The sequence below is a fragment of the Cytobacillus sp. T106 genome, from assembly GCF_040492155.1.
GTDB lineage: Bacteria > Bacillota > Bacilli > Bacillales > Cytobacillaceae > Bacillus_AB > Bacillus_AB infantis.
Window position 1 is genome coordinate 50,641 of the sequence record NZ_JBEUMK010000015.1, and the last position, 26,243, is coordinate 76,883.

Genomic DNA, 26,243 nt, shown 5'->3' on the forward strand with positions numbered 1-26,243 from the left:
GTGTATACAATAATCAAGAGAAAATGGTTTGTCCTTATTGCGTGGATCGCAGTTATTGCCGGATTGTTTTTCCTGGCCCCTAATATGGCTGATCTTGTCCGTGAAAAAGGGCAGGTGGATGTGCCGGAGGAATACTCCTCCAAGCTGGCCGGCCAGATTATGGACGAAGTGCAGAAGCAGGAAGGCGGAGGCGATGAAACCTCGGTGGCCCTTGTTTTCCATGATGATAAAAAGCTGTCGGCAGATCAGATCCAAGAAGCTGAGAAAGCCATCAATGATCTGGAAGCAAATAAAGAGGAGCTTGGGATCACGCAGATCCTCTCCCATTTTACAGAAGAAAACCTGAAAGACCAGCTTGTTTCCGATGACGGGAAGTCAATTCTCGCATCATTGAGCATCAGCTGGAACGGCCGCGAAGCAGGCGAACTGAGCGATGCTCTGTATGAAACCATTGAAGATGCGGATGTTGACCATTATTATACGAGCAACTGGATGATCAATGAAGATCTGACCACCAGCTCTGAGGAAGGCCTGAAGAAAACAGAGGGGATTACCGTTGTGTTCATCCTCGTTGTCTTGTTCCTGGTATTCCGCTCTATCGTGGCGCCGGTCATTCCGCTGCTGACGGTTGGATTTTCATATCTGGCTTCACAATCGATTGTATCGATCCTGGTGGATAAAGTGGATTTCCCGATTTCCAACTATACGCAGATCTTCCTGGTGGCCGTCCTTTTCGGTATCGGGACTGATTACTGTATCCTGCTGCTGAGCCGGTTTAAAGAAGAATTGGCTCACAGTGAATCAACGGCAGATGCGATTGTTGCGACGTATAAGAATGCCGGCCGCACCGTATTTTTCAGCGGATTGGCGGTTATGATCGGCTTTGCGGCCATCGGGTTCTCCCAGTTTAAGCTGTATCAGTCAGCCTCAGCTGTTGCCGTAGGGGTAGCGCTGCTGCTGATCGCCCTGTTCACGGTAGTGCCATTCTTTATGGCTGTGCTCGGCCAAAAGATCTTCTGGCCTTCAAAAAGCACGGCAGAGCATGGAGAAAGCAAGCTTTGGGGTACTGTCGGGCGCTTCTCGCTTGCACGCCCATTCATTGCCCTGTTCATAGTTGCGGCGGTTTGTGTGCCGTTCCTTGTGGTGTATGACGGAGATCTTTCCTATAACTCCCTGGAGGAAATCAGCGGGGATGTACCGTCCATCAAGGCATTTGATGCCATCAGCGGCAGCTTTGGCCCTGGTGAATCGATGCCGACGCAAATTGTGCTCCAGAACGATGAGCGGATGGATTCAGCTGAATACATCGCTCTCGCAGAAAAAATCAGCCAGGAGCTGGAAAAAGTGGACCTGGTCGATACTGTCCGGTCTGTAACAAGGCCGACAGGTGAGCCGATTGAAGATTTCTTCGTCTCCAAGCAGGCCGAAAGCCTTGAAGACGGTCTTGGCGAAGGAAAAGACGGACTCGACCAGATCAGCGACGGGCTCCAGGAAGCAGGAAGCGAACTGTCCAAATCAGAGCCGGAGCTGGATCAGGCTGTTTCAGGCATCGGTACATTGATATCAGGAACAGGCGAAATTCAAAATGGCCTTTCTGAAATTCAAACCAATCTGGCCAAAATTGAAGACGGCCTCCGCCAGGGCACAGCCGGATCCACTGAGCTGAAAAAAGGGCTGGAGAAGACAAAAGCCGGCGCGGAAGAGCTTCTTGTAAATTATAAAAAATTACTTGGAGGATATCAGGAAGCGGCAGACGGGTTAAGCGGTCTGCAAGCTAAATATAATGATATTGGTACAGGATTAAACGGTCTTTCAAAAGCCCTTGCAGACATTACAGCAGATGATTTTGCTGTACTGGAAGATAATTATCAGGGAATAGCTGAAAATGATTCTTACAAAAAAATTAAAGGAACTGTGCAGAATGTACAGGCAAATATTACACCTCTGGCAGAAGGCTTGACACAGCTGAATGACGGTCTTGGGGGTGTCAAGGACGGACTTAACACAGCAAACAAAGGTTTTGGTCAGGCAGTCGGTTTCCAGCAGGATTTGTCCGAGGGAATTGGGCAGCTCATCACCGGCATCGAACAGCAGCAGGCCGGCCTCGAACAGCTGGCAGACGGGCAGGGCCAGATTGTCAATGGATTCCCGCAGCTGTCAAACGGACTTGCAGGCGTTAATGATGGCCAAAAGCAGCTGCTGGATGGCTTCGGCAGCCTCGGCGGCCAGCTGGGTGAGCTGACTGACGGCCTTAATCAGAGTGTGGATGGGCTGAATCAGGTATCAGACGGACTGGGTTCTGCACAGGACTATCTGTCCGGACTGTCGCAGTCAGATTCCCTGAATGCATTCTATCTGCCGGAAGAAGTCCTGGAAAGCGATGATTTCGACCAGGCGGTAGATGCTTATATGTCAAAAGACCGCAAAGTCATGACACTGGATGTTATTTTTGAAGCAAATCCGTATTCAAATGAAGCCATCAATCAGGTTCCGGAAATTAAGGATGCCGTGGAGAGGGCGACGAAGGATACAAAGCTTGAAAATGCTAAATTGGCATTGGGCGGAATTACAAGTACGAACGCAGATCTTGATGAGATGTCAGGCAAGGATTATTCCCGCACAGTCGTGCTGATGCTCGTCGGCATTTCTATCATTCTTGTATTCCTGTTCCGTTCTATTATTATGCCAGTCTATATTATCGGATCACTGATCCTGACTTATTACACGTCCATGGCGATGAACGAAGTGATCTTCGTGGATATTCTCGGCTATACAGGCATCAGCTGGGCCGTGCCGTTCTTCGGGTTCGTCATTCTTGTTGCGCTTGGGGTGGATTACAGCATCTTCCTCATGGACCGCTTCAATGAATATAAAGACCTTTCTGTAGCAGATGCGATGCTGATGGCGATGAAGAAGATGGGAACTGTCATCATCTCGGCAGTTGTCATCCTTGGCGGTACATTCGCGGCGATGATGCCATCCGGCATGCTGTCATTGCTGCAGATTGCCTCGATCATCCTGGTCGGACTCCTGTTGTATGCGTTCATCATCCTCCCTCTGTTTATCCCGGTGATGGTGAAAAACTTTGGCCAGGCAAACTGGTGGCCATTTAAAAGGGGAACAAATGAATAAAAGCTGTTAGCTTCTTGAGCACCGTCCTGCTAGGCAGGGCGGTGTTTCTTTATAAGCTCACCTTTATGACCTGCTTACTTATTCCGTCTGTAGCAGGCTCATAGAAATATAAAAAACCACCCATAAAATATGAGTGGCTCTACTAGTACTGCTTAGATTTTAAATTTATCTACCACCTGCTTCAATTCTTCAGCCATTTGTGCCAATGCTTGGGCAGATGAATGGATTTCCTCCATTGATGCCAGCTGTTCCTCTGTTGATGCAGCAGCTTCTTCCGAAGTTGATGCGTTTTCCTGGGCCATCATCGAGATATCCATTGCTGCATTAGTCGCTTCATCTATACTGGCAGTAATCTGCTGGACAGTGGCAGTAACCTGTTCAATCAGCGGGGTAATGTTTCTGGTGCTATTTAGTATCCCGGCAAATTTTTCAGATGTTTGCTCTGAAACTTTTACGCCTTCTTCTGCATTTATTACAGCTTCATCCATGATTTTAACTGATTCTTCTGTATCCTGCTGTATTAGTGCAATCAGGTCAGCGATACTCTTTGTTGATGCTTGAGACTGCTCTGCTAATTTGCGCACTTCATCAGCTACCACTGCAAATCCTTTCCCATGCTCTCCGGCTCTTGCCGCTTCAATTGCGGCATTTAAAGCCAGCAGGTTTGTTTGATCAGCAATCCCGCTGATCACATCAGAGATTGAACCTATTTCTTTTGAACGGCTGGATAAAGAAGATATCACTTGGTTCGACCGCTTGATGGAATGGTGAATAAACTTCATTTGCTCTAGGCTGTCTGTAACCTGTTTCTCCCCCTCTTCAGCCTCCTGAGTTGTCTTTCTTGAGAGCTCGGCTACATTAGCTGACCTTTCCGAGATATGTAAAATGCCCTGAAGCACTTCATTTAAGGCTTTTGAATTATTCTCCAGATTTATTGTCGTGTTTTCGGCTCCACCGGCAATTTCCTGTATGGCAGATGAAACTGTTTCGCTGGCTATGGTTGACTGTTCCGCACTCGCATTCAGCTGCTCAGCAGATGCAGCCACTAAATCAGAGTTAGAAGAGATGGAGCTGATCATGTCTCTGAGATTATTTTTCATTTCCTCGAAAGATTGATTTAAATCAAAAATTTCATCTTTATTCTTTAAATTCAATGTATCCACGTTTAAATTTCCGCCAGCTACCTGCTTGGCCAGACTGCCCAGTTTCGCAATCGGCCTGGTGATTAACACGGAGATAATAATCCCGCTGGCCAAAGCAATTAATGCAGCGGCTAGGCTTAGAGAAAGCAATAACATTCGTGCTTTGCTGGATTGTTCCTGTGTTTCTTTAAATTTAACATCAAGGATGTCTTCTTTCAGCCAATCATGCATAGAAAGCGTGCTCTCTGTCAGATTATTGCTGATAGGGACAATTAAGTTTAAGCCTTCAGCAATTGCTTTCTCCTTATCTATGCTGCTGTCATCCATGATTTGGTTAGCCAATTCTTTGAAGTTCTTATTTGCTTCCTGGATAGAGTTAAATCGATCCTGTGTTTCCTGCAGGGTAGCCAGCTCTCTTCCTTTGGCTATAGAAGCATTGATTCTTTCATTTGCCTGATTCATCATATCTCTGAAACTTTCACTGTCTTCATCATATAACAGGAAAGCACGGTAATAGCCTGTCTGCAGAGCAGCGTCTGTCTGGATGGATTGTGTCAGTGCTCTTACTTCAGCAACTGTTTCAACTACATAATCATAAGATTCATTTGAGTCTTTCATATTTTTGTATGAAATAAATGATGCAATCCCAAAAATGAAGGACACAATTAGGAAGCTTCCTATTAATTTCTGCTTGATTGATAATTTCATTATGCAAACTCCTCTTTCTTTTAATTGGTCTGATTCACCAATTTATTATCGTCAAATAACTTTAAGTGTTTAGGGTATCGGAAATTTTGACTTAAGCTTATCAGAGGATATCCTATCCGGATTTTTTAATAAGTGGTGAGTAGAAAAGGAACAACTGTTTTTGGTGTTTAAAAATTTTTAAAAACATTGGAAATAAAATACTAAATAACATATACTGTGTATATAGATATAAACAGTATAACAGTGGGAGGAATCAAAATTGAATGAATGGAAAGAAGCAATGTGGCTCGTTAAGTTTGAACTGGGCAAATCAGCTAGAGGTTTTATACAGCTAATACTCAATACTGTCCTGTTTCTTGGGGTAACCGTTTTAGCTTTTTCGCTCGGTATTGGCAAAACTGCCATTGTGGATTTTATGTTTATGATTTTATTCGGATTCTCGGGGGCCTGGTCGAGGACAAAAGACTTCCAATCTCAAAAGGTGCAAAGAGATGTATGGGCCTCCCCTTATTTCATGACGCTGAGCCAGCTGCCGATCAGGAAAGGGATTTTGGTGAAAAGCCGTTTTTTGACTTATTTTATGACCGTTATCCCAGCACAGCTGATTTTCATGATTCTGCTGTACAGCTTTAGTCCAAGTCTGAACCATGAGCTGGGAATAGGCGGATTTGCTGCCTTTACTCTTATGTGGCTTGCTTTCAGCATTTTCTTTGGACTGTCTTTCCCGGTAATGGAAGCTGGCGATATGATCAACCGCACCCGCATGGTCATTTACAGCATTATGCTGTATGGCGGAGGAATTGCAGCTGTCATCCTTTTCAATACCTACAGCAGCGGCCTTGTCGGCTGGACGATAATGGCCGCGGGGAAATGGCCGATATTCACTTCCCTGCTGGCGATAGCAGCTGCGGCAGCCTGTACGCTCTTCTATAAAAAATACATGCTGAAGAAAATGTCTACAATTGACTATCTGTCATAGAAAGGAGGAAACCGCTTGGAGCTTCCTATCAGATTATCCAAGGAATCCCGCGTTCCCATCTACCACCAGATTGAGGGCCAGATAAAAGCTTTGATTGCGAGCGGGGTGCTCCCGGCAGGATCGCCGCTACCGTCCATCCGCTCCCTCTCTAAGGATCTTGAGGTGAGTGTCATCACAACGAGAAGGGCTTATCAGGATCTTGAATATAAAGGCTTCATCACCACGATCCAGGGAAAGGGAACCTTTGTAGCCGAGGTGGCTGAATCGGAAAAGGCGGATGTTAAGCACAGTTCAGTCTACCAGGCACTCGAAAATGGCATCCGGACGGCCATGAGCTATGACTGCACACTTGAAGAAATAGAAGAGATTTTTCATAAAGTGGTAGAAAAAATTAAGAACGGGGAGGAATGAGCATGCTGCCAATAGAAATCACCGGACTTGAAAAAAATATAGACGGCTTCAAACTGGGCCCTTTGAATGCAAGCTTTGAGCCAGGGACCATCACAGCATTGATCGGCAATAACTCATCAGGAAAAAGCACCCTATTAAAATTAATGATGAATCTTGCCAAGAGAGACAAGGGAGATATCCTGATAAACGGACAATCGATTTCAGAGAGGGAGTCATGGAAGCAGACCATCGCTTATCAGCCCCAGACACTGAACGGCGTCAGCACGCTTACCGGATATGAGCTGTATTCACTTGTTTCGCGATGGTATCCTTCCTGGGATAAGCAGCTGTTCGACGAGATTGTAAACCTATTTTCGGTTCCCCTTGATAAGCCGTACGGAAAGCTTTCCCAAGGCGTCCAGCAGAAGCTTAATCTTGCATTGACCCTGCCCAGGGATACAGAGATTCTTCTTCTGGATGAACCGTCTGCCTCCATGGATATACCTGCAAAGCATCTTTTAATGGAAATGCTTGCTAAGTGGATGGAGCGGGGAGATAAGACGATGATCATTGCGACCCATCAGGCAGAGGATATCCGCAAACTGGCCGATTATATCCTTTTTATGAAGGATGGAGAAATCACTGGCCATTTTGAAAAAGATGAATTGGCCCTCAAGTTTAAAAAGTATTGGGTGGGCCAGCTGCCGGATTCAAGCATACCGGGGGAAGTATCACGCCAGGGGGATCGGATGGTCATAACCTCGGCAGCCTTGGAAGCAGAACGTTATTTTAAAAAAGCTGGCATTTCGATTTTGGAGGAAGAGGTGCCGGAGCTTGAGGAAGCGCTGGCCATCATGCTTCAGCAGCCAAAACAGGAAAAGGGGTGGAGAGAGTGACCGGGAAGGTACTTTCTGTTGAAGGAATCGGCAAATCATATAAAGAAAAGCAGGTGCTGAAGGATATTTCTTTTTCGGTGCATGAGGGTGAGATCATGGCTATCCTTGGACCGAATGGCGCCGGCAAATCCACCTCGATCCGCAGCATCATGGGCATCATTCTGCCGGATGAAGGAGATATCACATTTCACGGGCATTCTTCAGGAAAAAGCATTCCCCGCCACCTGATCGGCTACCTGCCTGAAGAAAGGGGTCTTTATAAAAATGTCAAGGTGATGGATATGCTGCTCTATCTTGCGGAGTTAAAGGACTACCCATTGAAAATGGCAAAAGAGCGGATTCTTGAGTATTTGGCTAAGTTCAATATGGAAGGTAAGGAGAAGGCCAAGCTGGAGGAATTATCCAAAGGGATGGGGCAGAAAATCCAGTTTATCGCCTCTGTCCTTCATGAGCCCCGCCTTCTCATTCTTGATGAGCCTTTTTCCGGGCTGGATCCAGTCAGCCAGGAGGTCTTCAAAAAGGAAATCAGGGAGCTTGCGGATAAAGGGACGGCGATTCTGCTTTCCTCGCATCAGATGAATATGGTGGAGGAAATGTGCGACCGGTTATTTATGATCCATAAAGGGCACAAGGTCCTTGCTGGAACGGTGGAAGAAGTGAAAAAAGAGTATGCGAATTATAAATGCACAATCCGCGGGGCAAATGGAGCGGCAATGCTGGAGAAAATCCCCCATGTGCAGAGGGTGGAGCAAAAAGGCGATATGTCAGTCCTTTATCTCGACAGCCTTGTTCATCCAGCCAGGTGGCTGAAGCAGCTGCCTGAGGAGCTGGCAGTCCAGGAGCTGTCCATCGACCGTGTTTCCCTGCATGAAATATTCATAGACATTGCATCGGAAAAGCATCCTGTACAGAAAGAAGGTCATAGAATTGCGCAATAGCTTAAAGGTAGCCAAATGGGAGATAAAACGGAATATGAAAAATAAATCCTTTGTCATTTCGCTTTTGCTGACTCCGTTAAGCTTCCTGTTTTTTGCCATATTGCCAGCCATGATGGACCGTTTTCAAAGCGAGCCCGAGCCGGTTAATGTAATTATAAAGGACGAACTGGGTATCTGGAATGGCACTGAAGGAATCATGGCAGGGCTTGATTGGGAAGTCGAGCTGACAGATGCCTCTGAAAGTGAAATTTTAAATAAGCTTGAAGCGGCTGAGAATACGATCTTTATTCCACTGACAAAGAACGGATTTGATGCTGGACGTTTCCCGATCTATATGAGTGAAGGAGTACCGGATGATGTTCTGCCGCAGGCGATGCTGCTGGAGCAGCCCTTGCGCGCCTTTCAGCTGAGCCAGCTGGCACTTGATGAAGAGGAGATGGCAGCAGTCTCACAGGATATCAGTTTTGCAGCGGTTGATGCGAAGGAGACGGGCGCTGGAGAGGATATGTATGGTCAGCTGATCCCGGGAATCACTGCGGGTGTTGTCCTGTTTTCGGTTGTAATCTCGGGAATGATGATCTTCCAGAGTGCGTCACAGGAAAAGAAAGATAAAATAGCTGAAATTATGCTGTCTTCTCTGACATCCGGTGAACTGATGCAGGGGAAAATCATCGGTTATTTTACTCTTGGCATCATTCAGGTGGCCGTCTGGCTTCTGTTTGTCATCCCGGCCGCATCATGGAGGCTCGATGTCCCGCTGATCCAGTATCTCGCAGCCCCGGAAACGTTGGTCCTTATGCTGTTTGCGATCCTTGGCTATCTGCTGTTTGCCGCAGTTTTTGCAGGGATGGGTGCAACCGTGGAGGATGTAAACTCTGCCAGTAATTTTCAGGGCTTTATACTGATGCTTCCTTTTGCACCGCTTTTATTAATCAAGCCGGTCTTTTCCAATCCTGAAGGAGTGATTGCAATCATGGGCTCTTTTATCCCCTTCACAGCCCCGGGGGTATGGATCATGAGGCTTTCCGTCATGGAGGAATGGCCATGGGGAGAGATCCTTCTTTCAGCAATCATCCTCCTGGCCAGTATTGCTTTACTAATGAAGGCGGCCGGGAAGATATTTAAGGTTGGCATTTTAATGCACGGCAAAAATGCCACTCCGCAGGAAATGTGGAAGTGGCTGAGTAAAGCGGATTAAAAAGCGAAAGCCTGGATAGACTCTATCCAGGCTTTTTATTGCCTGATAAATATTCAGAAAATATTGACATATAATATCTCCAAGAATATATTGGACATATTAGACAGGAGTGTGAAGCAATTGAAAAGCAAAGGCATTTATAAGGATTTCTTTTTCCATCCTGATATCATCATCATGTCAGGCCTCTTTGCAGCCGGGCTCATTTGGTATATAGCAGTACTCGGTGCTGGCTGGCAGCTCCTTGCTTTTACAGCAGGGGGAATGCTTACATTTATGTTCAGTGAATATCTCACACACCGCTTCCTGTTCCATCTTAATCCGCCAAAGAATGCTTTGTTTCTGACATTTTTAAAGCGCATTCACTATGACCACCACAAATATCCCAATGATTTAAAGCTGCTGTTTCTGCCGGTCTGGTACAGCCTGCCGAACTTATCGGTCCTTGCCCTCATCTTTTTCTTCCTTACTGGTTCGCTGCCTGATACGGTATCATTCAGCCTCGGCCTCGTGCTCATGCTGCTGATCTATGAATGGAAGCATTATGTAGCACACCGCCCGATCAAACCGAAATCCAAATTTGGAATATGGCTGAAAAAGACGCATATCCTTCACCATTTTAAAAATGAAAACTACTGGTATGGTGTCTCAACCCCTTTTGTCGATGCTCTGTTTGGGACGTTAAAGGATGAGAAGGAAGTGGAAACAAGCAAAACGGTGAAGGATCTGGAGGGCAGGAGCAGGGAAAAGAAGCTTTCATCCTGAAGAAATATGCTCATCAAGGGAAAAAGCTGCATCATGGCAGCTTTTTCATTTTTTTATAAGCACTTTGGAAAGGGGATAAATGGTTGAGCTCTGAATAATTAAAGATAAGATGACCGCTGTAAAGGTCAGCGAGATGATCATATCCGCCCTGGTGGTTTGTGCTGCATCGAGGATCAGCAGCAGAACGACCGACATGGTCCCTTTAATGCCGGCCCATGATATGATGGACGATTCCCGCCAGCCGAACAGCTTCCTTTCTTTTGGCAGGGCTAGGACGGTTCCATGGATGACAGCGAAGCGGATCAGAATGCTCATAGCAAAAATGATAAAGGCAATGCCCCATTGATCAATGGCCAGATGGCTGGTTGCTTCAATTCCGATCATAAGAAAGACGAGGGATATGATGGTTGGCTCAATTATTCCCCAGAAGCTGTCGAGCGACTCCAGGTAATGGTCTTCCTTATTTGTGTGAGTGAACTCCCATGACAGCATGATGCCGGCAGAAACCGTTGCCAGGACACCCGAAACGCCTGCAAGCTCGGCTGCATAGAAGATTCCGTACGAAAGAATGATGCTGAGCATCACCTGATAATCTTTCCGCTCGGTCACATGGACGGCCTTGCTGACGATCCAGCCGCATATTAGTCCAAGAAAAATACCCCCAAGGGATACAAAGAGAAAGTCTTTTGCAAACGAAAGAACCGAAAAGGATTCTCCTCTGGCAAACATCCCTGTCAGTACAGTGAACAGTACAAAGCTTGTCCCATCATTGATCATGGACTCACCTTCCACGATTTCGCTTACCCTCGGGTCGGAGGATGCCTCCTTTAGGATGGATATGACGGAAACCGGATCGGTCGGTGTAAGAATGGCCGCAATCATCAGGCTTCCCAGGAAGCTGATGCTAACGAAAAGATTGGCAAAATAATAAATGGCAGCCCCAAGGAGCAGAGCCGTGATCAAAAGGCCTGCTGTACTCAGGAAACCAATCATGCCTGCATTTTTCTTCAGGGCGGCTGGAGGAAAGCGATATGCTGAAATGAATAATAATGAAGGCAGGAAAATATCGTACAAAATTTCCTTTCCGATATGAAGCGATGCAAAATAGCCTATAAAAGACAGGCCGATCCCTATCAGCACCAATACAGGCGGACCTGGGAACAGCTTTTTCTTTTTATCAATGGTCAAAACAATATAGCCCGCCAAAAGCAGCAGTATTATTTTTATCGGCTCCATGCTCTTTCCCCCTTTCGCATTTTATAGAAAAATTACCCTTTTGCCAGCAGATAGAAACTTATAGCCGAGGGGGTATCAGGATCAGCCGGGCTGGAAGGATGAATGCCAGTGCTGATAAAAAAAAGGCAGGGGAGTTTGCAGCGCAAAGAAGGCTGGCAGGATTACAGACTTCCCGTCCAATCTTAAGCCTTATCACCGGTATTAAAGCGCCTGCTATGCAGTATTACAGAAATTCAGATTTGGAGTGTTGACAAAATACCTATTAGGGTATATTATTGGTTCATAGCCGCCGAACAAAGCGGCGTTCACAAAAGAATGGAGGGGGCATCCTTTGGAATATAATAATGGAACGAAGAACCGGATCAAGCGGGTCGAAGGGCAGATGCGCGGTGTTATGCGCATGATTGAAGAAGATGCAGATTGCAAGGATGTCATTACCCAGCTGTCTGCTGCAAGGTCGGCAATTGACCGGGCAATCGGCGTAATCGTGAGCACAAATCTTGTGGAATGCATGAAAGATGCCGATGAAGATGGCACTTTGGAGCCGGAAGAGATGATAAAGGAAGCAGTCAATCTGCTTGTGAGAAGCAGATAGGGTTGACATCCTTTTTATTTTGAAATATTATATACCCCACTAGGTATTAAAATAAAACAATTATCCAAGGAGGAATTTTTCATGAACAGCAATAAAGTATTAGATGCAAAAGGTTTGGCTTGCCCAATGCCGATCGTTAAAACAAAGAAGGCAATCGGTGAGCTTGAATCAGGACAGATATTAGAGGTCCTGGCAACTGACAAGGGAGCGAAGAGCGATCTGACAGCATGGGCTTCATCAACAGGCCATGAACTGATCGATATGAAGGAAGAAGCAGGCGTATTTACTTTTTACATTAAAAAAGGCTGATTTTTTTGCAGGGTTATATACCCAATACAGTATATTAGATGAGGGGGATTAGAATGTCAGAAAAGAAAAGAACAACGATTGTCCTTTTTAGCGGAGATTATGATAAAGCAATGGCAGCCTATATTATTGCGAACGGTGCTGCAGCGTATGATCACGAAGTTACCATTTTCCATACCTTCTGGGGATTGAATGCTCTTCGGAAAGATGAGAATACTATGGTGAAAAAAGGATTCATGGAAAAGATGTTCGGCAGGATGATGCCAAGGGGAGCCGATAAAATGGGGCTTTCAAAGATGCACTTCGCTGGCCTTGGCCCTAAGATGATCAAAGGCGTAATGAAAAAGCATAATGCACTCCCGCTGCCGCAGCTGATCGAGATGGCTCAGGAACAGGATGTAAAACTGGTTGCCTGTACGATGACGATGGATTTGCTCGGACTGCAGCAGGAGGAGCTGCTTGACAATATTGAATATGCTGGTGTTGCAGCTTATCTTGGTGATGCCGAAGACGGCAATGTAAATCTGTTTATATAGGAGGGCAACACAATGGAGAAATGGTCAGCTAAAGAAGTAGAAAGCAAGCTGGAAAAAGGGATGCTTAATATTGTGGATGTCCGGGAAGTGGATGAGGTAAAAGAGGGCCGTATTCCTGATAGTGTGAATATCCCGCTTGGACTCCTTGAATTCAGGATGCATGAGCTTGATAAAAATAAAGAATATGTCCTTGTATGCCGGTCAGGAGGCCGCAGCGGAAGGGCGTGCCAGCTGCTTGAATCCCATGGCTTCAAGGTTGTTAATATGGAAGGCGGAATGCTTGCCTGGGAAGGGAGCACGGAGTAATTTTTTTTAGGAAATCATATACCCTGGGAGGTTTAAAGATGACACAGATTAAAACAGATTCCACTCTTGACGCAAAAGGGCTTGCATGCCCTATGCCAATTGTCAAAACGAAAAAAATGATTACGGGCATGAATGCAGGCGAAGTACTGGAGGTGCTGGCTACTGATAAAGGTTCAAAAGCAGATTTGAAGGCTTGGGCTGAAAGTGCCGGCCATCAGTATCTTGGAACTGTTGAAGAGGAAGGCGTGCTTAAGCATTATCTGCGCAAAGCAAGCGGCGAAGAGGTGCAGGAGAAAAAGCATCCTCATGTTGTCAGCAATGAAGATCTTGAGAAGCTTGTGGGAGAAGACGGCGATATCATTGTGCTGGATGTACGGGAATCTGCAGAATTTGCTTTCCACCACATTCCGGGCGCTGTCTCCATCCCATTAGGAGAGCTGGAGGAGCGCGCTGGAGAATTGGACGGGGAAGCGCCGGTCTATGTAGTCTGCCGGACAGGCAGCAGAAGCGATCTTGCTGCAAGGATGCTTGATGCCAAAGGCTTCAAGGATGTTAAAAATGTGATCCCTGGCATGAGCCAGTGGAACGGACCATCAGCCAGTATGAATCAATAAAAAATTTTACATCAAAATATACGGTAGGGGGTAATTAGGTTGACTGTAAAAGCAATGACTGCTGAAGAAGCTGCGCAAAAAGTAATTCAAAAAGAAAAAATGTTCATTCTTGATGTCCGAAATCATGATGCATTCGCGGATTGGAAAATGGAAGGAGACCAATTTCAGTATTTGAATATTCCTTATTTCGATCTTTTGGACGGCGTGGGGGAGATTATGGAAAAGCTGCCGGCAGATAAAGATATCCTGGTTGTCTGTGCCAAGGAAGGTTCATCTGTAATGGTAGCTGAGATGCTTTCTGATGAAGGGCTGGATGTATCTTATCTGCAGGGCGGAATGAAGGCATGGAGCGAGCATCTTGAACCGGTCAAAGTTGGGGACCTGAAGGACGGCGGAGAGCTGTACCAATTTGTGCGCCTGGGGAAAGGCTGTCTTTCTTATATGGCGATTTCCGGCGGGGAAGCGGCCATTATTGATGCAGCCCGAATGACGGAAGCATACAGAGGGTTTGCTGACGAAAAAGGCGCAGCGATCAAGCATGTGTTTGACACACATCTTCATGCCGACCATATTTCCGGAGGAAGAATGCTTGCTGAGCAGACTGGCGCTAGCTACTGGCTGCCGCCAAAGGATGCCGGCGAAGTCACTTTCGATTACAGCAGCCTTGAAGATGGAAGAACAGTGAAAATCGGCACCACTGCTATTGATATCCATGCATTGTACTCTCCTGGCCATACGATTGGATCAACATCTTTCGTGATTGATGGACAATACTTGCTTTCTGGCGATATTTTATTCATCGACAGCATTGGCCGTCCTGATCTGGCCGGCCTGGCAGACGACTGGGTAGGGGATCTGCGTGAGACACTGTATAAGCGATACCGCGATCTGTCTGAAGAGCTGCTCGTTCTGCCGGCCCATTTCATGATCATTGATGAAATGAATGATGATGGTTCTGTTTCTAAGAAGCTGGGCACCTTATTTGCAGAAAATCATGGCCTGAACATCAGCGATGAGGCAGAATTCCGCAGGCTGGTCACCGAAAACCTCCCGCCGCAGCCGAATGCCTATCAGGAAATCCGCAAAACCAATATGGGCAGAATCACTCCTGATGAAGAAGAGCAGCGTGAAATGGAAATAGGTCCAAACCGCTGTGCTGTCAGGTAATTAGAAAAGCGCAAGCGCCTTGCTACTAAAGGAACGCAGACTAAGAACGCCACGTCCTGTGGCAACGTCTGCATGACCCCCATCCTGGGGGCCTCAAGGCGATTCTCCCAGAAAGGCGTTCTTTTCCTTTTTGGGAGGATTGACTTGTGACCTCGAGGGAGCGCAGCTGCTAGACAGTAATCTAAGTGAAAATTGCTGTTTTTTTATGAGGAAAAAGCCTGCCGTTTGAATTTTTACAGCCGGCAGGCTTTTTCCTGAAAAGGGAGGTTGAGAACCATGAGCATTGAATTAATCATCGTCATTTTCCTGCTTGGCTTTGCTGGATCGTTTATTTCCGGGCTGCTCGGCATAGGCGGTGCGATCATCAATTTTCCTATGCTGCTGTATATACCGGCTCTTTTGGGTTTGGCTTCATTCACTGCGCATGAAGTTACCGGCATCAGTGCGGTCCAGGTGCTATTTGCGACAATCGGCGGTGTATGGGCCTATCGTAAAGGAGGGTTTTTAAATAAGTCCCTGATCCTTTATATGGGCATCAGTATCCTTGCCGGAAGCATGATCGGCGGATTCGGTTCAAAATTCCTGCCTGAAGCAGGCATCAGCCTTGTGTACGGCATACTTGCCTTGATTGCGGCGGTCATGATGTTCATTCCGAAGAAGAGGATTGATGATGTTCCGCTCGATGAGGTCGTTTTTAATAAATGGCTTGCTGCTTCACTTGCCTTCATCGTCGGCATCGGTGCAGGAATCGTCGGCGCCGGCGGAGCCTTCCTGCTTGTTCCGATTATGCTTGCTGTCCTGAAAATACCAACAAGGATGACGATAGCATCTTCCCTCGCCATCACATTTATTTCTTCCATTGGTGCAACAGCGGCTAAGATTTCGACCGGACAGGTGGAGTATCTTCCAGCCCTGATCATGGTTGCGGCAAGCCTGCTGGCCTCTCCTCTTGGGGCGAAGGCAGGGAAAAAAGCCAATACGAAATTGCTGCAAGTGATCCTGGCTGTCCTGATCTTCGCTACAGCTATTAAGACCTGGATGGATATTTTATAACAGGATGCTGCCCCTCAAGAGGGGCGGTTTTTTTGTATGTGAAAAGATATATAGCATAAATTAACGATAGCATAGATGAAAAGCGGGGTGACTTCTATATGAAATATATTGTGAAAAAGCCGGTCAAGCTATTTGACCAGATTGAGAGATATGGCGAAATCACCAATGTTCTTGGATTTGGGGATCCGCATGTAGAAAAAGTGGATGGCCGGTGGCAGATGTTTATCGGCGGCTTTCAGACAAATTTCAAAAACAACCTATTCACCGCCTCGCTCCCGCATGGGGAACCGCTCAGCAGCAATAATTGGAAGCTTTCCATGGATAATCAGAACCCGAAAAAGGCAAAGCCTCTTATTGAGAATTCCGAGAAAGGGAGCTGGGATTACTTCGGCTTTCATACTCCCTGCTATGTGAAGGGAAAAGGAAAAAATGGTGAAACAAAAGAATTGATTTATTATACCGGAAGAGCCTCCAAAAAGGTCCTCGACAATGATGCTCCATACTCTATCGGGGCTATTGAAAGGACAGCCGGCGGCTGGAGGAGGATACCCTTCCCGGTAATTAAGGGGACGAGCAGCAGCCCGAATGTGCTCGAGCCTAAGGCAGGATTCATGGATGGAAAGTGGAGGATGTGGTATGTAACCACAAGACGGGAGACAGGGAAAAAGGGCTATCCGCATTATACAATCATGTACACAGAAAGTGACAATGGATTGACAGGCTGGAGCAGCCCTTTCCCTTTGTTTGGAGAGGATGAAAACTATTATGATGCATCAGTTCACCCTTCAGCACCGGAAGGGTTTGAAATGCTGGTATGCCGCAGCACCAATTTATATGGGCGAAAGCCGTTTCCCAAACAGGGCCTGTGGCTTTTGCAGGGAACTGAGCCGGACGGAAAGCGCAGCGGCTGGTCATCTGATCCTTATTGTATCCTGGATGCAGAGGAGGGGGAGGACTGGTACAAGCACGGCATTGGCAGCCCCTCAGGCCACTATGGGGAGTCGGAAGCTGACCGGAATACCCTCTATGTATTTTTTACAGGGCTGCACAGGGAAAGAAACTGGATGAACATCGCCCTGGACTGTTTAAGAAAGAAGAGGCGCCCGCCATTCCCGTCCCCATTTTATTTTACAGTCGGAAGGGTTGAGCTGACTAAGGAGAGATAGAAAAGAAGCAGACCGGTGCGGTCTGCTTCTTAAGATTCTTATGGATTGGTCGACCACATTCCGGCATTTTTAATAAAGATGCGCGGGTTCAGCTTCAGCTGGGCAACCATGTATTCAGCCAAATCTTCAGGCTGCATGACTTTTTCAGGATTTCCGTCAGTCAGGTTTGTTTCAATTGCAAGATCTGTCGCCACAGTGCTCGGCGTCAGGGCACTGACCCGGATATTATGCTTTCTGACCTCAAGCATCAGTGATTCTGTCAGGCCGAGGACGGCAAACTTGGAAGCACTGTAGGCGCTTGTCACAGGAGCACCTTTTTGGCCGGCAGTTGATGAGATATTGATGATATCGCCGGATTTTCTTTCAATCATTCCAGGCAGGACTGCACGTGTGACATGGTAGACGCCCATCAGGTTTACCTGAATGATGTCTTCCCACTCCTGCGGGGAAAGCTCCAGGAAGCCGCCGAATTTAGCGATGCCAGCATTGTTGATCAGAATATCGATCTGGCCAAGCTCAGACGTTATCTTTTCAACGGCTTTGTTGACGGACTCGCTGTCCTGGACATCGGCAGCTGCAATAGAGACTTTTACGTCAAACTCTTTCAGCTCATCGGCTGCTTTTTCAAGATTGGAAAGAGTCCTTCCGAGCAGTCCGACAGAAATGCCTTCCTTAGCGAAAGCAATTGCCGCTGCACGGCCGATTCCGCGGCCGGCGCCTGTGATTAAAGCTGTTTTTCCTTTTAGGCTTTGCATAAGATCACTCCTTTTAATGATATGATACTACTCCAAATTGGCATGTCTGCCAAACATTTTGGCTGAATCAAGGCCTTTTTTCTCCATCACGCGGAGGATGATGGCATCATAAAGCAGGAGCAGGGACTGCTCGAACAGTGATCCCATCGGCTGGATGGTGGAAAGCCCGCCTTCGTTCTGATCCTTTGTCGCGCCAGGCATTTTGACAATGATGTCAGCAAGGCTGGCGATGGATGAGTCAGGGACTATCGTAGCGGCTGCTATTTTGCCGCCGATCGACCTGGCTTTTTCAGCCATGGAAACGAGGCTCTTTGTCTCTCCGGAGCCCGACCCGATGATCAGCAGATCATTCTCCTCGAAGCCCGGCGTGACGGTTTCGCCGATGACATAGGCGTCGACCCCCATATGCATGAGCCTCATGGCAAAGGATTTTGCCATGAAGCCTGACCTGCCGGCGCCTGCTGTGAACACTTTTCCGGATTCGAGTATCTGGCTTGCGAGTGCTTCCGCCTGCCCTGGGTCAATTGCTTCAGCTGCATGCTCCAGCTCGCTAAGAATCTTTTTCACGTATTCTGCAGTATCCATCATCTTACCCTTGCTTGATGATTTCCTGCATTTTGCTTGCAGCTGCTTTTTTATCGTCCTGGCTGGTGATGCCTCCGCCGACGATGACCAGATCCGGCTGAGCCTTGACCACTTCCGGAAGGGTCTCAAGCTTGATTCCGCCTGCAATGGCTGTTTTGGCATTCTTTACAACGCTTTTAATTGTTTTTAGATCTTCAAAAGAGTTCTGGCCCACAGCTTGCAGGTCATAGCCGGTGTGTACGCAAATATAGTCAACGCCAAGCTCGTCCAGTTCTTTTGCGCGCCCTTCGAGGTCCTTGACGGCAATCATATCAACAAGGATTTTTTTGCCTTGCTTTTTCGCCTCTTCTACGGCCCCTTTGATGGACTCGTCTTCAGCAGCGCCGAGGATCGTGATGATGTCTGCGCCAGCTTCAGATGCCTTCATGACTTCATATCCTGCTGCATCCATGATCTTCAGGTCGGCAAGCACTTTCAGGTTAGGGAATGCCTCTTTTACTTCTTTGACGGCTTTGAGGCCTTCATTTATAACAACAGGAGTGCCGATTTCAACGACATCGATATGCTCCTCTACTTCTTTCACCAACTCGATTGCTTCAGGAATGTTTACCAGGTCTAATGCTAATTGTAATTCCATTTCTTTCACTCCTTCATAATTGTCTGGGATGAACTGTGTTTTTGAATATCACAGTATGAATGTTATTATAGAGATAACAACTCTCAATTATAAGTACGCACTTTATTTTTACATAGTGCCTAAAAGTATACTAATGAGTTATAATAGGCTTCGGAGGTGGTTGGGATGTCCCGCATGCTGGATAAGACCTTTAACTGTGAAAAAGAACTGACTCTTTCCGTGATTGGCGGTAAGTGGAAAATGATTATTTTATGGCACCTGGGCAAAGAAGGCACCAAACGATTTGGCGAACTCAAAGCCCTTATACCGGGCATCACCCAGCGTATGCTCGTCAACCAGCTGCGCGAGCTGGAGGAGGACGCCATCGTCCACCGCGAAGTTTATCCTGTCGTGCCGCCAAAGGTCGAATATTCCCTTACTGAACAGGGCAGGACGCTCATGCCAATCCTGGACAGCATGTACAGCTGGGGGAAAAATTATATGGAGACCGTCATAAACTCTGGCCAGGATCCCGATCAGACTGCAAAATGACGAAAAAAGATTGCTTCATGCGAAGCAGTCTTTTTTGTTTTTTACTTTATTAAGTTGTCCTGCCGGCTGGATTTTAGCAGCAGAAGTAGAAAAATAAGCGGCTGTTTGCAGATTCCCTTTATGGCCCGGAAGAAAAACCTGCAGGGGGACAGATGGCTAGAGATAGTGCCCATGAAAGGTTCCTGAATACAGCGGCATCTCTCATGGAGAAATGGGAAAAAGAGGCAGAGCGAATTCTGCCTTCTGTTATCATAAAGCTGGAATGCCAATGATTCGTTTGTTAATCTGCCGCTTTCTCATAAGTAATGGCCTGCTTTCCAATCTGCTCCCAGCCGGCTATGAACTCTTCCCGCGGGAGCTTGCGGTTTTTTTTGTCGAGAGGGTCGTTAACATAGAGGTTTTGTTCATCAAATCCTGTGACAAGGACTGAATGCATGCTGTAGGTGACTTTGACAGGTCCGCTTTCGGTCTCCCATGTTTCCCATTCGCTTTCAGGAAGTTTATCGAAGGTGCTGGTGACGATGACCCAGACAGGGCGGCCATCTTCGACCTGCGCCAGTACAGAGTCAAAGCTTTCACCTGTCATGTCTTTTATTTTCCCCGGCAGATAGTTTTCTGCCAGTTCGGCGACCGGTTCATGATAAACGCCAAGGCCAGGCTCATCCATTGTCTTCATATTGCCGACGAATCCTTCATGGATGTTGCCGCGGACACCGTTTTCCTCGAAAGGCACCCGCTTGATTTCCTCGGATAGGGTCATTTTGTCAACAGAGACACCAGCATCCTGGAGCAGCATGGCAAGAGTTGTCACTTCGCAGCCCCTCATCAGCTCAGGCTTCTGGGAAATATGCGGGGCATCGATCATCATCTGCTCGGCTGTCTGCTCCTCTGCTGGCCTGGAGACAGCTTCTTCTTCGGCACCGCTGCTGTCAGAACAGCCGGCAAGCACAATAACTGCAGCTATCATTGCTTTTTTCAAAGAATTTCTCTCCTTTAGCGTTTTTATTGTCCTTTCCCTTTTTACCGATGAATTAACCTGAAGCAGCATGCCGGGGCCTTAGTGAAGGACTGGCAGGTAATTTCTCTTTTACAGAAGGTTTTTTATTTTCCGGCTCGAATAGTAGAAGGTGATAAGAAAATCTCAGGGGGGAGGCAGCAGATTGGGAAATGGATTTTATTTGATAATGGAAGAGTATATGGAACTGGCCGACCGTTATCTGCCAGGCAGGCTGGAAGGCCTGTATATCCATGGCTCTGCCGCGCTCGGAGCTTATCTGCCGGGCAAAAGCGATATTGACTTTATTGCGGTAACAAAAGGTGTCTTAAGTCAGGAGGAAGCAGATCGGCTTATCAGGGTCCATGGAGAGCTTGCTGTTAAGCATCAATCTCCAGAACTGGATGGCTGCTATATCATATGGGACGACCTTGGCAGTCTTGCAGCGGAATCCCGCTATATCTATAATGGCGGAGAATTTAAAGAGGGCGCGCCCTTTAACCCGGTCATGTGGAGAATCTTAAAAGATCATGGAGTCAGATTAAGGGGCCCAGACATTTCAGATCTTTCTATCCCTGTTCGGGAGGAGGACCTGGCTGAATATATCAGGGAGAACAGCCAGTCGTACTGGCGGAAAAGAACGGAGGCAATGAAAGCTGACCCGAAAAGAATGATGGCGCTTCCGGCAGAGATGATTTATGAAGAGCTGGAGTGGAGCATACTGGGCCTGCTGCGGCAGTTTTATACCATTCGGGAGAACGGGATCACCTCCAAAGCAGGGGCAGGGAAATATGGGCTCATGAATATGCCGGATAAATGGCATTCAGTGATTGAATTGGCTCTGCTTGTCCGAAAGGGGAATACACCTCCGGAAGCACCGGAACTAGATATGATCACGGATGCGCTTCAGCTGATGGATCATTTATCTTCGTCCATCCTGAAAGAAAAGAAGGGCCTACCTTCATAATGAGGGGCCCTTTCCAGATTAATAAATGCTGACATCACCGCTGGAAACATCAACTTTGATTTCATGTTTGCCTTCCTTATTGAAGCCGCTTATGCGGTTGTCTTTCACTTCTTTTTGGTCCATGGGGACATCTGCATGAATGTCACCGCTGCTGTAATGGGCATCAAGTGTAAAGCTGGCACTATCAGGCAAATCGAGCTGTACATCGCCTGAGCTGACTTCGAGGTCGATAGGTGCCGCAAGCTTTTTCATTTTGATGCCGAGCTCTCCTGATGCGATGCCGGCCTCAAGTTTTCCTTCTAAGCTGTCAATGGTGGTGCTGCCTGAACTGATTTCAAGGTCTGCTTCTTCTGCTTTCAATGAAGAGATGAATAGTTCTCCAGATGCGCCGTTAAGCTCAAATTCCCGGACTTGAAGGTCTCCGAGCATAACATCTCCTGAGCTCATATCCAGAGAGACGTCCCGCAGCTTTATCGGTTCATTGCCGGCAAAATCAAAATCCCCGGAGCCGAGATTGATGTCCAGATCTTTGTCATAGTCTTGAGGGATATAAATGCTGAGCTCTGTCTTTTCAAAGCCGCCGAACCAGTGAGGCCATTTTCGTTTATAATCGACCTTTATTGTCCTGCCGTTTTTCTTCACGTTCACTTCACCCTTGCCATCCAGAACGGCTTCAACGGTATCTCTTTCTTCCTGGATGATAGTTGTCTCTACTCCTGACACATTTACTTCAATCCGGCTTACCCGTTCGGCTGAAGCTTTTTCCTTTCCGTTTGCGCCCAGGCCCAGCCAGCTGAAATGGCTGAAGCTTGTAAAGGCCAGGTAAAGACCGGTGATAACCAGGAATAACAGAATGATTTTTTTCATATGGGAACCTCTTTCTATATTATATTTAGCATTAAATTGTCCTTGTTTGTATTCTACCGGAAGATCCAATCTCCTTTAATGCACCTCCGCATGATTTTCTTCTAAGACCTTAGACATACAAGTGATACCGCTTTTCCTCGGATGTTTATTTTGGAAAAAGGAGGGTAGAGAGATTGTTAGCAGGAAAATGATTAAGAGAGAAAGGATGAGTGATTTGCCTGATACATACCAAGTAAAACTAAATGGTGCTGAAGTAAAGGTGGCGGCAGGTGATGCAACAACCATCCTTCAGCTTTTGCAGAATTCATCGGTGGAGGTGCCGAATGTCTGCTACCATCCAAGCCTTGGGCCGATTGAAACATGTGATACCTGCATCGTCAGTGTGAATGGGGAGCTTGTCAGGTCATGCTCAACCAGGCTGAACGACGGGGATATTATTGATACGGTATCGGCGGATGTAAAGGAAGCACAGGTTATCGGGATGGACCGCATCCTGACTAATCATGAGCTTTACTGCACGGTATGCGACTATAATAACGGCGGATGCGAAGTACATAACACAGTCAAAGAAATGAAAATCAACCATCAGAGTGTCCCTTTTGCACAGAAACCGTATCCTGCAGATAATTCCCATCCTTTCTACCGGTATGATCCGGATCAGTGCATCCTTTGCGGACGCTGTGTCGAAGCATGCCAGGATGTGCAGGTGACAGAGACGCTGACAATCGACTGGGAACGTGAAAAACCAAGGGTCATCTGGGATAATGATGTCCCAATCAATGAGTCTTCTTGTGTTTCATGCGGACACTGTTCAACCGTCTGTCCGTGCAATGCCATGCTGGAAAAAGGCATGGAAGGGGAAGCCGGCTATTTAACCGGTATTGCCAAGCAGACGCTCCGGCCGATGATCGAAATCACTAAAAATGTCGAGACAGGCTACGGATCAATTCTTGCCATCTCAGATATGGAAGCCGCGATGCGCGATGAGCGGATTAAAAAAACGAAAACGGTCTGCACGTACTGCGGAGTGGGCTGCAGCTTTGATGTCTGGACAAAGGGCCGTGAAATCCTGAAGGTGGATCCGCAGCCGGAAGCCCCGGCAAATGGAATTTCCACGTGTGTGAAAGGGAAGTTCGGCTGGGATTTTGTCAATAGTAAAGAGCGCCTGACAAAGCCGTTGATCCGGGAAGGAGAATTCTTCAGGGAGGCGGAATGGGATGAAGCCATCAGCCTGATTGCCCGCCGTTTCACCGAAATTAAAAATGAACATGGGGCACAGGCCATGAGCTTCATTTCTTCCTCTAAATGTACAAATGAGGAGTCTTTTCTGATGCAGAAGCTTGGCCGTGCAGTAATTGGAACAAATAACATCGATAACTGCTCCAGATACTGCCAGACTCCTGCCACCGTCGGGCTGTTCAGGACGGTCGGCTATGGCGGGGATGCAGGCAGCATCCGGGATATCCAAATGTCAGATCTTGTCCTTATTATAGGTTCCAATACAGCAGAATCCCATCCTGTCCTGTCCACCAGGGTGAAGAGGTCGCATAAACTTGGCGGCCAGAAACTGATTGTGGCAGACCTGCGGAAGCATGAAATGGCCGACAGGGCCGATCTGTTCGTGCAGCCTAAGGCAGGCACTGATATTGTCTGGCTGTCAGCTGTGGCCAAATATATTATTGACAATGGCATGGCAGATGAAGAGTTCCTTGCTGAAAAAGTAAACGGACTGGATGAATTCACGAAGAATCTGGAAAAGTACACGATGGAGTATGCGGCTGAAGTGACGGGCATTGCGCTGGAACAGCTGATTGATATGGCAGAAATGATCGGCAGGGCAAAATCTGTCTGCGCACTCTGGGCGATGGGCATCACCCAGCATATGGGCGGCAGTGATGCCAGTACAGCCATCTCTAATCTTCTGCTTGTCACTGGCAACTATGCAAAGCCGGGTGCAGGGGCTTACCCGCTTAGAGGACATAACAATGTCCAGGGGGCGAGCGATTTCGGCAGCATGCCGAATATGTTCCCGGGATACCAGGAAGTCGCCGATCCTGAGATCAGGAAGAAGTATGAGCTGGCATGGGGAACAGAGCTTCCGGGCGAGCCAGGGCTCAATAACCACGAAATGGTGGAAGGCATTCACGCCGGCACCCTTAAGGCCATGTACCTGAAGGGTGAAGATATGGGACTCGTTGATTCAAATATCAATCATGTGCATGCTGCGTTTGAGAAGCTTGATTTCTTCGTGGTCCAGGATATTTTCCTCAGCAAGACGGCGGAGTTCGCCGATGTTGTCCTTCCTGCAAGTCCGAGCCTTGAAAAGGAAGGGACATTCACCAATACCGAGCGCAGGATCCAAAGACTGTACCAGGCTCTTGAACCGCTTGGGGACTCAAAGCCTGACTGGCAGATCATCATGGAAATTGCCAACCGCCTTGGAGCAGGCTGGAACTACACGCATCCATCTGAAATCATGGAAGAAGCCTCCAGGCTGATGCCTTTATATTCCGGTGTGACGTATGAAAGGCTTGAAGGATATAACAGTCTGCAATGGCCGGTGGCGGAGGATGGGCAGGATACCCCGCTTTTATATACAGAAAGGTTCCCGTTTGAAGATGGCAGGGCAAGGCTCGTGCCGGTCGATTGGACGAAGCCGCTGGAGTTTGCGGAAGAGTATGATCTCCATATCAATAATGGGCGCCTTCTTGAGCATTTCCATGAAGGCAATATGACGTACCGTTCCAAAGGAATCAGCGAGAAGACACCAAGCGTGTTCCTGGAGGTATCTCCGGAGCTTGCAGAAGAGCGCGGACTGGAAAGCGGCACGCTTGTAAGGCTTTCATCTCCTTATGGGAATGTGAAGGTGCAATGCCATATCACCGACAGGGTAAAAGGGAAGGAAGTGTACCTTCCGATGAATGACAGGGGAGAGGCTGCCATCAATCTGCTGACAAGCAGCTACGCAGATAAAGATACAGATACGCCGGCTTATAAAGAAATCCGGGCAAAAATGGAGATCCTGAAGGCCAAAGGCGAAGATCCGCTTCCTAGAATCAACCACCGCTACGGAAACCCGCAGCCGCAGATTGGTGTACAGGTCCAGAAAAAGTGGGCACGGAAGGATTATATTTTCCCGGGAGATCTTGTGAAAAAGGAGCGAGAACATGGCTAAAGCGATCACGCACATCCAGCGCAAGACATTAAGCGAGGAAGAAAAGCGTAAAAAAGATCTGATGGAAGTGGAAGATGCCCTGATTGATAATAAAGAAGCCATCCTGGAGTCGCTCAAGGTCATGAGGAATATGCATGACCGGGGGGTGCTTTCCCTGCTCAGCGGACTGTTTGGCCAGGGAGACAAAGTCCTCGACATCCTTGTCAGGGCGGCTGACAAGCCGGAAACCTCGAACACATTGAAGAATTTGCTCCTGATGGGCGGTACACTGGGCATGATCAATGTCAAACAGCTGGAGCCGTTTCTGCTTAAAATCGACTCAGGCATTGCCAGGGTGGCGGAAGCAGGAGATACTCAGGAAAAAACAAGCTTTTTTGATCTGGCCAGATCTCTCAAGAATCCTGAAGTCAACAGGGCCGTCACCCTGCTGCTGACCTTCCTGAAAGGGATGGGACAGGAAACGAAGGAGCTGGAGCGGAATACCCAGCTTCCGCAGGAACAAATCGAAGAGCAGAGGAAGCAAGAAGAGTGATGATCAGGAGGGGGCAGTTGCCCTCTTCTTTTTTTATGCGAAACTCAGTTCAGCCATTAAATCTGGTCCCCTTCCG

26 protein-coding genes are annotated in these 26,243 nt (G+C 47.4%); 19 read left to right on the forward strand and 7 right to left on the reverse strand.

Annotated elements, in window-relative coordinates:
- Entirely contained in the window at positions 1 to 3,132 is a 3,132-nt protein-coding gene (locus tag ABU165_RS20960) for an MMPL family transporter (RefSeq protein ID WP_318060799.1), read from the forward strand.
- A gap of 152 nt (positions 3,133 to 3,284) precedes the next feature.
- On the opposite strand, the gene ABU165_RS20965 is transcribed toward ABU165_RS20960, so the two are convergent.
- Positions 3,285 to 4,982 carry a methyl-accepting chemotaxis protein gene (locus ABU165_RS20965; RefSeq protein ID WP_253618311.1) on the reverse strand — a complete coding sequence of 566 codons (1,698 nt, stop codon included), beginning with the start codon at positions 4,980 to 4,982 and terminating at the stop codon, positions 3,285 to 3,287.
- A gap of 259 nt (positions 4,983 to 5,241) precedes the next feature.
- Here ABU165_RS20965 and ABU165_RS20970 point away from each other — a divergent pair, with 259 nt between their 5' ends.
- The 6 genes from ABU165_RS20970 to ABU165_RS20995 all read left to right on the forward strand — a co-directional run bounded on the left by ABU165_RS20970 (position 5,242) and on the right by ABU165_RS20995 (position 10,145).
- Entirely contained in the window at positions 5,242 to 5,961 is a 720-nt protein-coding gene (locus ABU165_RS20970; RefSeq protein ID WP_318060798.1) for a hypothetical protein, read from the forward strand.
- 15 nt (positions 5,962 to 5,976) lie between these two features.
- A complete protein-coding gene (locus ABU165_RS20975) occupies positions 5,977 to 6,372 on the forward strand; it encodes a GntR family transcriptional regulator (protein ID WP_009793102.1) in 396 nt (131 codons plus the stop codon).
- 2 nt (positions 6,373 to 6,374) lie between these two features.
- Positions 6,375 to 7,247: an ATP-binding cassette domain-containing protein gene (locus ABU165_RS20980; RefSeq protein WP_180827303.1), complete on the forward strand. Its 873-nt coding sequence runs from the start codon at positions 6,375 to 6,377 to the stop codon at positions 7,245 to 7,247.
- Positions 7,244 to 8,185, forward strand: a complete 942-nt coding sequence (locus tag ABU165_RS20985; protein ID WP_318060797.1) for an ABC transporter ATP-binding protein — start codon at positions 7,244 to 7,246, stop codon at positions 8,183 to 8,185. Before ABU165_RS20980 ends, ABU165_RS20985 begins: the two co-directional genes overlap by 4 nt.
- A 34-nt stretch (positions 8,186 to 8,219) precedes the next feature.
- Positions 8,220 to 9,383 (forward strand): ABC transporter permease, encoded by a 1,164-nt coding sequence (locus ABU165_RS20990; protein WP_318060796.1) that lies wholly within the window; start codon positions 8,220 to 8,222, stop codon positions 9,381 to 9,383.
- 174 nt (positions 9,384 to 9,557) lie between these two features.
- Positions 9,558 to 10,145 (forward strand): sterol desaturase family protein, encoded by a 588-nt coding sequence (locus ABU165_RS20995; protein ID WP_156917063.1) that lies wholly within the window; start codon positions 9,558 to 9,560, stop codon positions 10,143 to 10,145.
- A gap of 45 nt (positions 10,146 to 10,190) precedes the next feature.
- On the opposite strand, the gene ABU165_RS21000 is transcribed toward ABU165_RS20995, so the two are convergent.
- Positions 10,191 to 11,381 carry a cation:proton antiporter gene (locus ABU165_RS21000; RefSeq protein ID WP_318060795.1) on the reverse strand — a complete coding sequence of 397 codons (1,191 nt, stop codon included), beginning with the start codon at positions 11,379 to 11,381 and terminating at the stop codon, positions 10,191 to 10,193.
- A 331-nt stretch (positions 11,382 to 11,712) separates the two neighbouring features.
- On the opposite strand from ABU165_RS21000, the gene ABU165_RS21005 reads away from it, so the two are divergent.
- The 8 genes from ABU165_RS21005 to ABU165_RS21040 all read left to right on the forward strand — a co-directional run bounded on the left by ABU165_RS21005 (position 11,713) and on the right by ABU165_RS21040 (position 17,124).
- A complete protein-coding gene (locus tag ABU165_RS21005) occupies positions 11,713 to 11,976 on the forward strand; it encodes a metal-sensitive transcriptional regulator (protein ID WP_009793109.1) in 264 nt (87 codons plus the stop codon).
- Positions 11,977 to 12,057: 81 nt separating this feature from the next.
- Positions 12,058 to 12,285, forward strand: a complete 228-nt coding sequence (locus ABU165_RS21010; protein WP_009793110.1) for a sulfurtransferase TusA family protein — start codon at positions 12,058 to 12,060, stop codon at positions 12,283 to 12,285.
- Between the two features lie 53 nt (positions 12,286 to 12,338).
- Entirely contained in the window at positions 12,339 to 12,818 is a 480-nt protein-coding gene (locus tag ABU165_RS21015) for a DsrE/DsrF/DrsH-like family protein (protein WP_009793111.1), read from the forward strand.
- A 12-nt stretch (positions 12,819 to 12,830) separates the two neighbouring features.
- Positions 12,831 to 13,124 carry a rhodanese-like domain-containing protein gene (locus ABU165_RS21020; RefSeq protein ID WP_318060794.1) on the forward strand — a complete coding sequence of 98 codons (294 nt, stop codon included), beginning with the start codon at positions 12,831 to 12,833 and terminating at the stop codon, positions 13,122 to 13,124.
- 38 nt (positions 13,125 to 13,162) lie between these two features.
- A complete protein-coding gene (locus ABU165_RS21025; protein ID WP_224949720.1) occupies positions 13,163 to 13,738 on the forward strand; it encodes a sulfurtransferase TusA family protein in 576 nt (191 codons plus the stop codon).
- 39 nt (positions 13,739 to 13,777) lie between these two features.
- Positions 13,778 to 14,905: an MBL fold metallo-hydrolase gene (locus ABU165_RS21030; RefSeq protein ID WP_318060793.1), complete on the forward strand. Its 1,128-nt coding sequence runs from the start codon at positions 13,778 to 13,780 to the stop codon at positions 14,903 to 14,905.
- Between the two features lie 276 nt (positions 14,906 to 15,181).
- The gene (locus ABU165_RS21035) at positions 15,182 to 15,958 is read left to right on the forward strand and encodes a sulfite exporter TauE/SafE family protein (RefSeq protein WP_318060792.1); all 777 of its coding nucleotides are present in this window, start codon (positions 15,182 to 15,184) and stop codon (positions 15,956 to 15,958) included.
- A 98-nt stretch (positions 15,959 to 16,056) separates the two neighbouring features.
- A complete protein-coding gene (locus ABU165_RS21040) occupies positions 16,057 to 17,124 on the forward strand; it encodes a hypothetical protein (protein ID WP_129613384.1) in 1,068 nt (355 codons plus the stop codon).
- Positions 17,125 to 17,162: 38 nt separating this feature from the next.
- Here the strand turns inward: ABU165_RS21040 and ABU165_RS21045 are convergent, their stop codons facing one another.
- From ABU165_RS21045 to hxlA, 3 genes are read right to left on the reverse strand one after another with little or no spacing between them, the layout of a single operon-like run.
- Positions 17,163 to 17,879 carry a 3-ketoacyl-ACP reductase gene (locus ABU165_RS21045; RefSeq protein ID WP_318060790.1) on the reverse strand — a complete coding sequence of 239 codons (717 nt, stop codon included), beginning with the start codon at positions 17,877 to 17,879 and terminating at the stop codon, positions 17,163 to 17,165.
- Positions 17,880 to 17,906: 27 nt separating this feature from the next.
- The gene (gene hxlB, locus ABU165_RS21050; RefSeq protein ID WP_094768575.1) at positions 17,907 to 18,464 is read right to left on the reverse strand and encodes a 6-phospho-3-hexuloisomerase; all 558 of its coding nucleotides are present in this window, start codon (positions 18,462 to 18,464) and stop codon (positions 17,907 to 17,909) included.
- 4 nt (positions 18,465 to 18,468) lie between these two features.
- Positions 18,469 to 19,101, reverse strand: a complete 633-nt coding sequence (hxlA, locus tag ABU165_RS21055; protein WP_009793119.1) for a 3-hexulose-6-phosphate synthase — start codon at positions 19,099 to 19,101, stop codon at positions 18,469 to 18,471.
- 165 nt (positions 19,102 to 19,266) lie between these two features.
- On the opposite strand from hxlA, the gene hxlR reads away from it, so the two are divergent.
- Positions 19,267 to 19,632 carry a transcriptional activator HxlR gene (gene hxlR, locus ABU165_RS21060; RefSeq protein ID WP_009793120.1) on the forward strand — a complete coding sequence of 122 codons (366 nt, stop codon included), beginning with the start codon at positions 19,267 to 19,269 and terminating at the stop codon, positions 19,630 to 19,632.
- Between the two features lie 280 nt (positions 19,633 to 19,912).
- On the opposite strand, the gene ABU165_RS21065 is transcribed toward hxlR, so the two are convergent.
- Positions 19,913 to 20,611, reverse strand: a complete 699-nt coding sequence (locus ABU165_RS21065) for a C39 family peptidase (protein ID WP_022544370.1) — start codon at positions 20,609 to 20,611, stop codon at positions 19,913 to 19,915.
- A gap of 181 nt (positions 20,612 to 20,792) precedes the next feature.
- On the opposite strand from ABU165_RS21065, the gene ABU165_RS21070 reads away from it, so the two are divergent.
- The gene (locus ABU165_RS21070) at positions 20,793 to 21,593 is read left to right on the forward strand and encodes an aminoglycoside adenylyltransferase domain-containing protein (RefSeq protein ID WP_101549532.1); all 801 of its coding nucleotides are present in this window, start codon (positions 20,793 to 20,795) and stop codon (positions 21,591 to 21,593) included.
- 18 nt (positions 21,594 to 21,611) lie between these two features.
- On the opposite strand, the gene liaG is transcribed toward ABU165_RS21070, so the two are convergent.
- Positions 21,612 to 22,460 carry a LiaG family protein gene (gene liaG, locus ABU165_RS21075; RefSeq protein WP_101549533.1) on the reverse strand — a complete coding sequence of 283 codons (849 nt, stop codon included), beginning with the start codon at positions 22,458 to 22,460 and terminating at the stop codon, positions 21,612 to 21,614.
- Between the two features lie 187 nt (positions 22,461 to 22,647).
- Between liaG and fdhF the strand changes: the two genes are divergently transcribed.
- Positions 22,648 to 25,635, forward strand: a complete 2,988-nt coding sequence (gene fdhF / locus ABU165_RS21080) for a formate dehydrogenase subunit alpha (protein ID WP_483299089.1) — start codon at positions 22,648 to 22,650, stop codon at positions 25,633 to 25,635.
- Positions 25,628 to 26,167 carry a helical membrane plugin domain-containing protein gene (locus ABU165_RS21085; protein WP_318060789.1) on the forward strand — a complete coding sequence of 180 codons (540 nt, stop codon included), beginning with the start codon at positions 25,628 to 25,630 and terminating at the stop codon, positions 26,165 to 26,167. Before fdhF ends, ABU165_RS21085 begins: the two co-directional genes overlap by 8 nt.
- Positions 26,168 to 26,243: the final 76 nt, after the last annotated feature.

Coding starts and splice junctions, on each gene's coding strand:
- ABU165_RS20965 (WP_253618311.1), bottom strand. CDS start 4,982: ATGAAATTATCAATCAAGCAGAAATTAATAGGAAGCTTCCTAATTGTG.
- ABU165_RS20980 (WP_180827303.1), top strand. CDS start 6,375: ATGCTGCCAATAGAAATCACCGGACTTGAAAAAAATATAGACGGCTTC.
- ABU165_RS20990 (WP_318060796.1), top strand. CDS start 8,220: ATGAAAAATAAATCCTTTGTCATTTCGCTTTTGCTGACTCCGTTAAGC.
- ABU165_RS20995 (WP_156917063.1), top strand. CDS start 9,558: ATGTCAGGCCTCTTTGCAGCCGGGCTCATTTGGTATATAGCAGTACTC.
- ABU165_RS21000 (WP_318060795.1), bottom strand. CDS start 11,381: ATGGAGCCGATAAAAATAATACTGCTGCTTTTGGCGGGCTATATTGTT.
- ABU165_RS21010 (WP_009793110.1), top strand. CDS start 12,058: ATGAACAGCAATAAAGTATTAGATGCAAAAGGTTTGGCTTGCCCAATG.
- ABU165_RS21015 (WP_009793111.1), top strand. CDS start 12,339: ATGTCAGAAAAGAAAAGAACAACGATTGTCCTTTTTAGCGGAGATTAT.
- ABU165_RS21020 (WP_318060794.1), top strand. CDS start 12,831: ATGGAGAAATGGTCAGCTAAAGAAGTAGAAAGCAAGCTGGAAAAAGGG.
- ABU165_RS21025 (WP_224949720.1), top strand. CDS start 13,163: ATGACACAGATTAAAACAGATTCCACTCTTGACGCAAAAGGGCTTGCA.
- ABU165_RS21035 (WP_318060792.1), top strand. CDS start 15,182: ATGAGCATTGAATTAATCATCGTCATTTTCCTGCTTGGCTTTGCTGGA.
- ABU165_RS21040 (WP_129613384.1), top strand. CDS start 16,057: ATGAAATATATTGTGAAAAAGCCGGTCAAGCTATTTGACCAGATTGAG.
- ABU165_RS21045 (WP_318060790.1), bottom strand. CDS start 17,879: ATGCAAAGCCTAAAAGGAAAAACAGCTTTAATCACAGGCGCCGGCCGC.
- hxlB (WP_094768575.1), bottom strand. CDS start 18,464: ATGGATACTGCAGAATACGTGAAAAAGATTCTTAGCGAGCTGGAGCAT.
- hxlA (WP_009793119.1), bottom strand. CDS start 19,101: ATGGAATTACAATTAGCATTAGACCTGGTAAACATTCCTGAAGCAATC.
- hxlR (WP_009793120.1), top strand. CDS start 19,267: ATGTCCCGCATGCTGGATAAGACCTTTAACTGTGAAAAAGAACTGACT.
- liaG (WP_101549533.1), bottom strand. CDS start 22,460: ATGAAAAAAATCATTCTGTTATTCCTGGTTATCACCGGTCTTTACCTG.
- fdhF (WP_483299089.1), top strand. CDS start 22,648: ATGATTAAGAGAGAAAGGATGAGTGATTTGCCTGATACATACCAAGTA.
- ABU165_RS21085 (WP_318060789.1), top strand. CDS start 25,628: ATGGCTAAAGCGATCACGCACATCCAGCGCAAGACATTAAGCGAGGAA.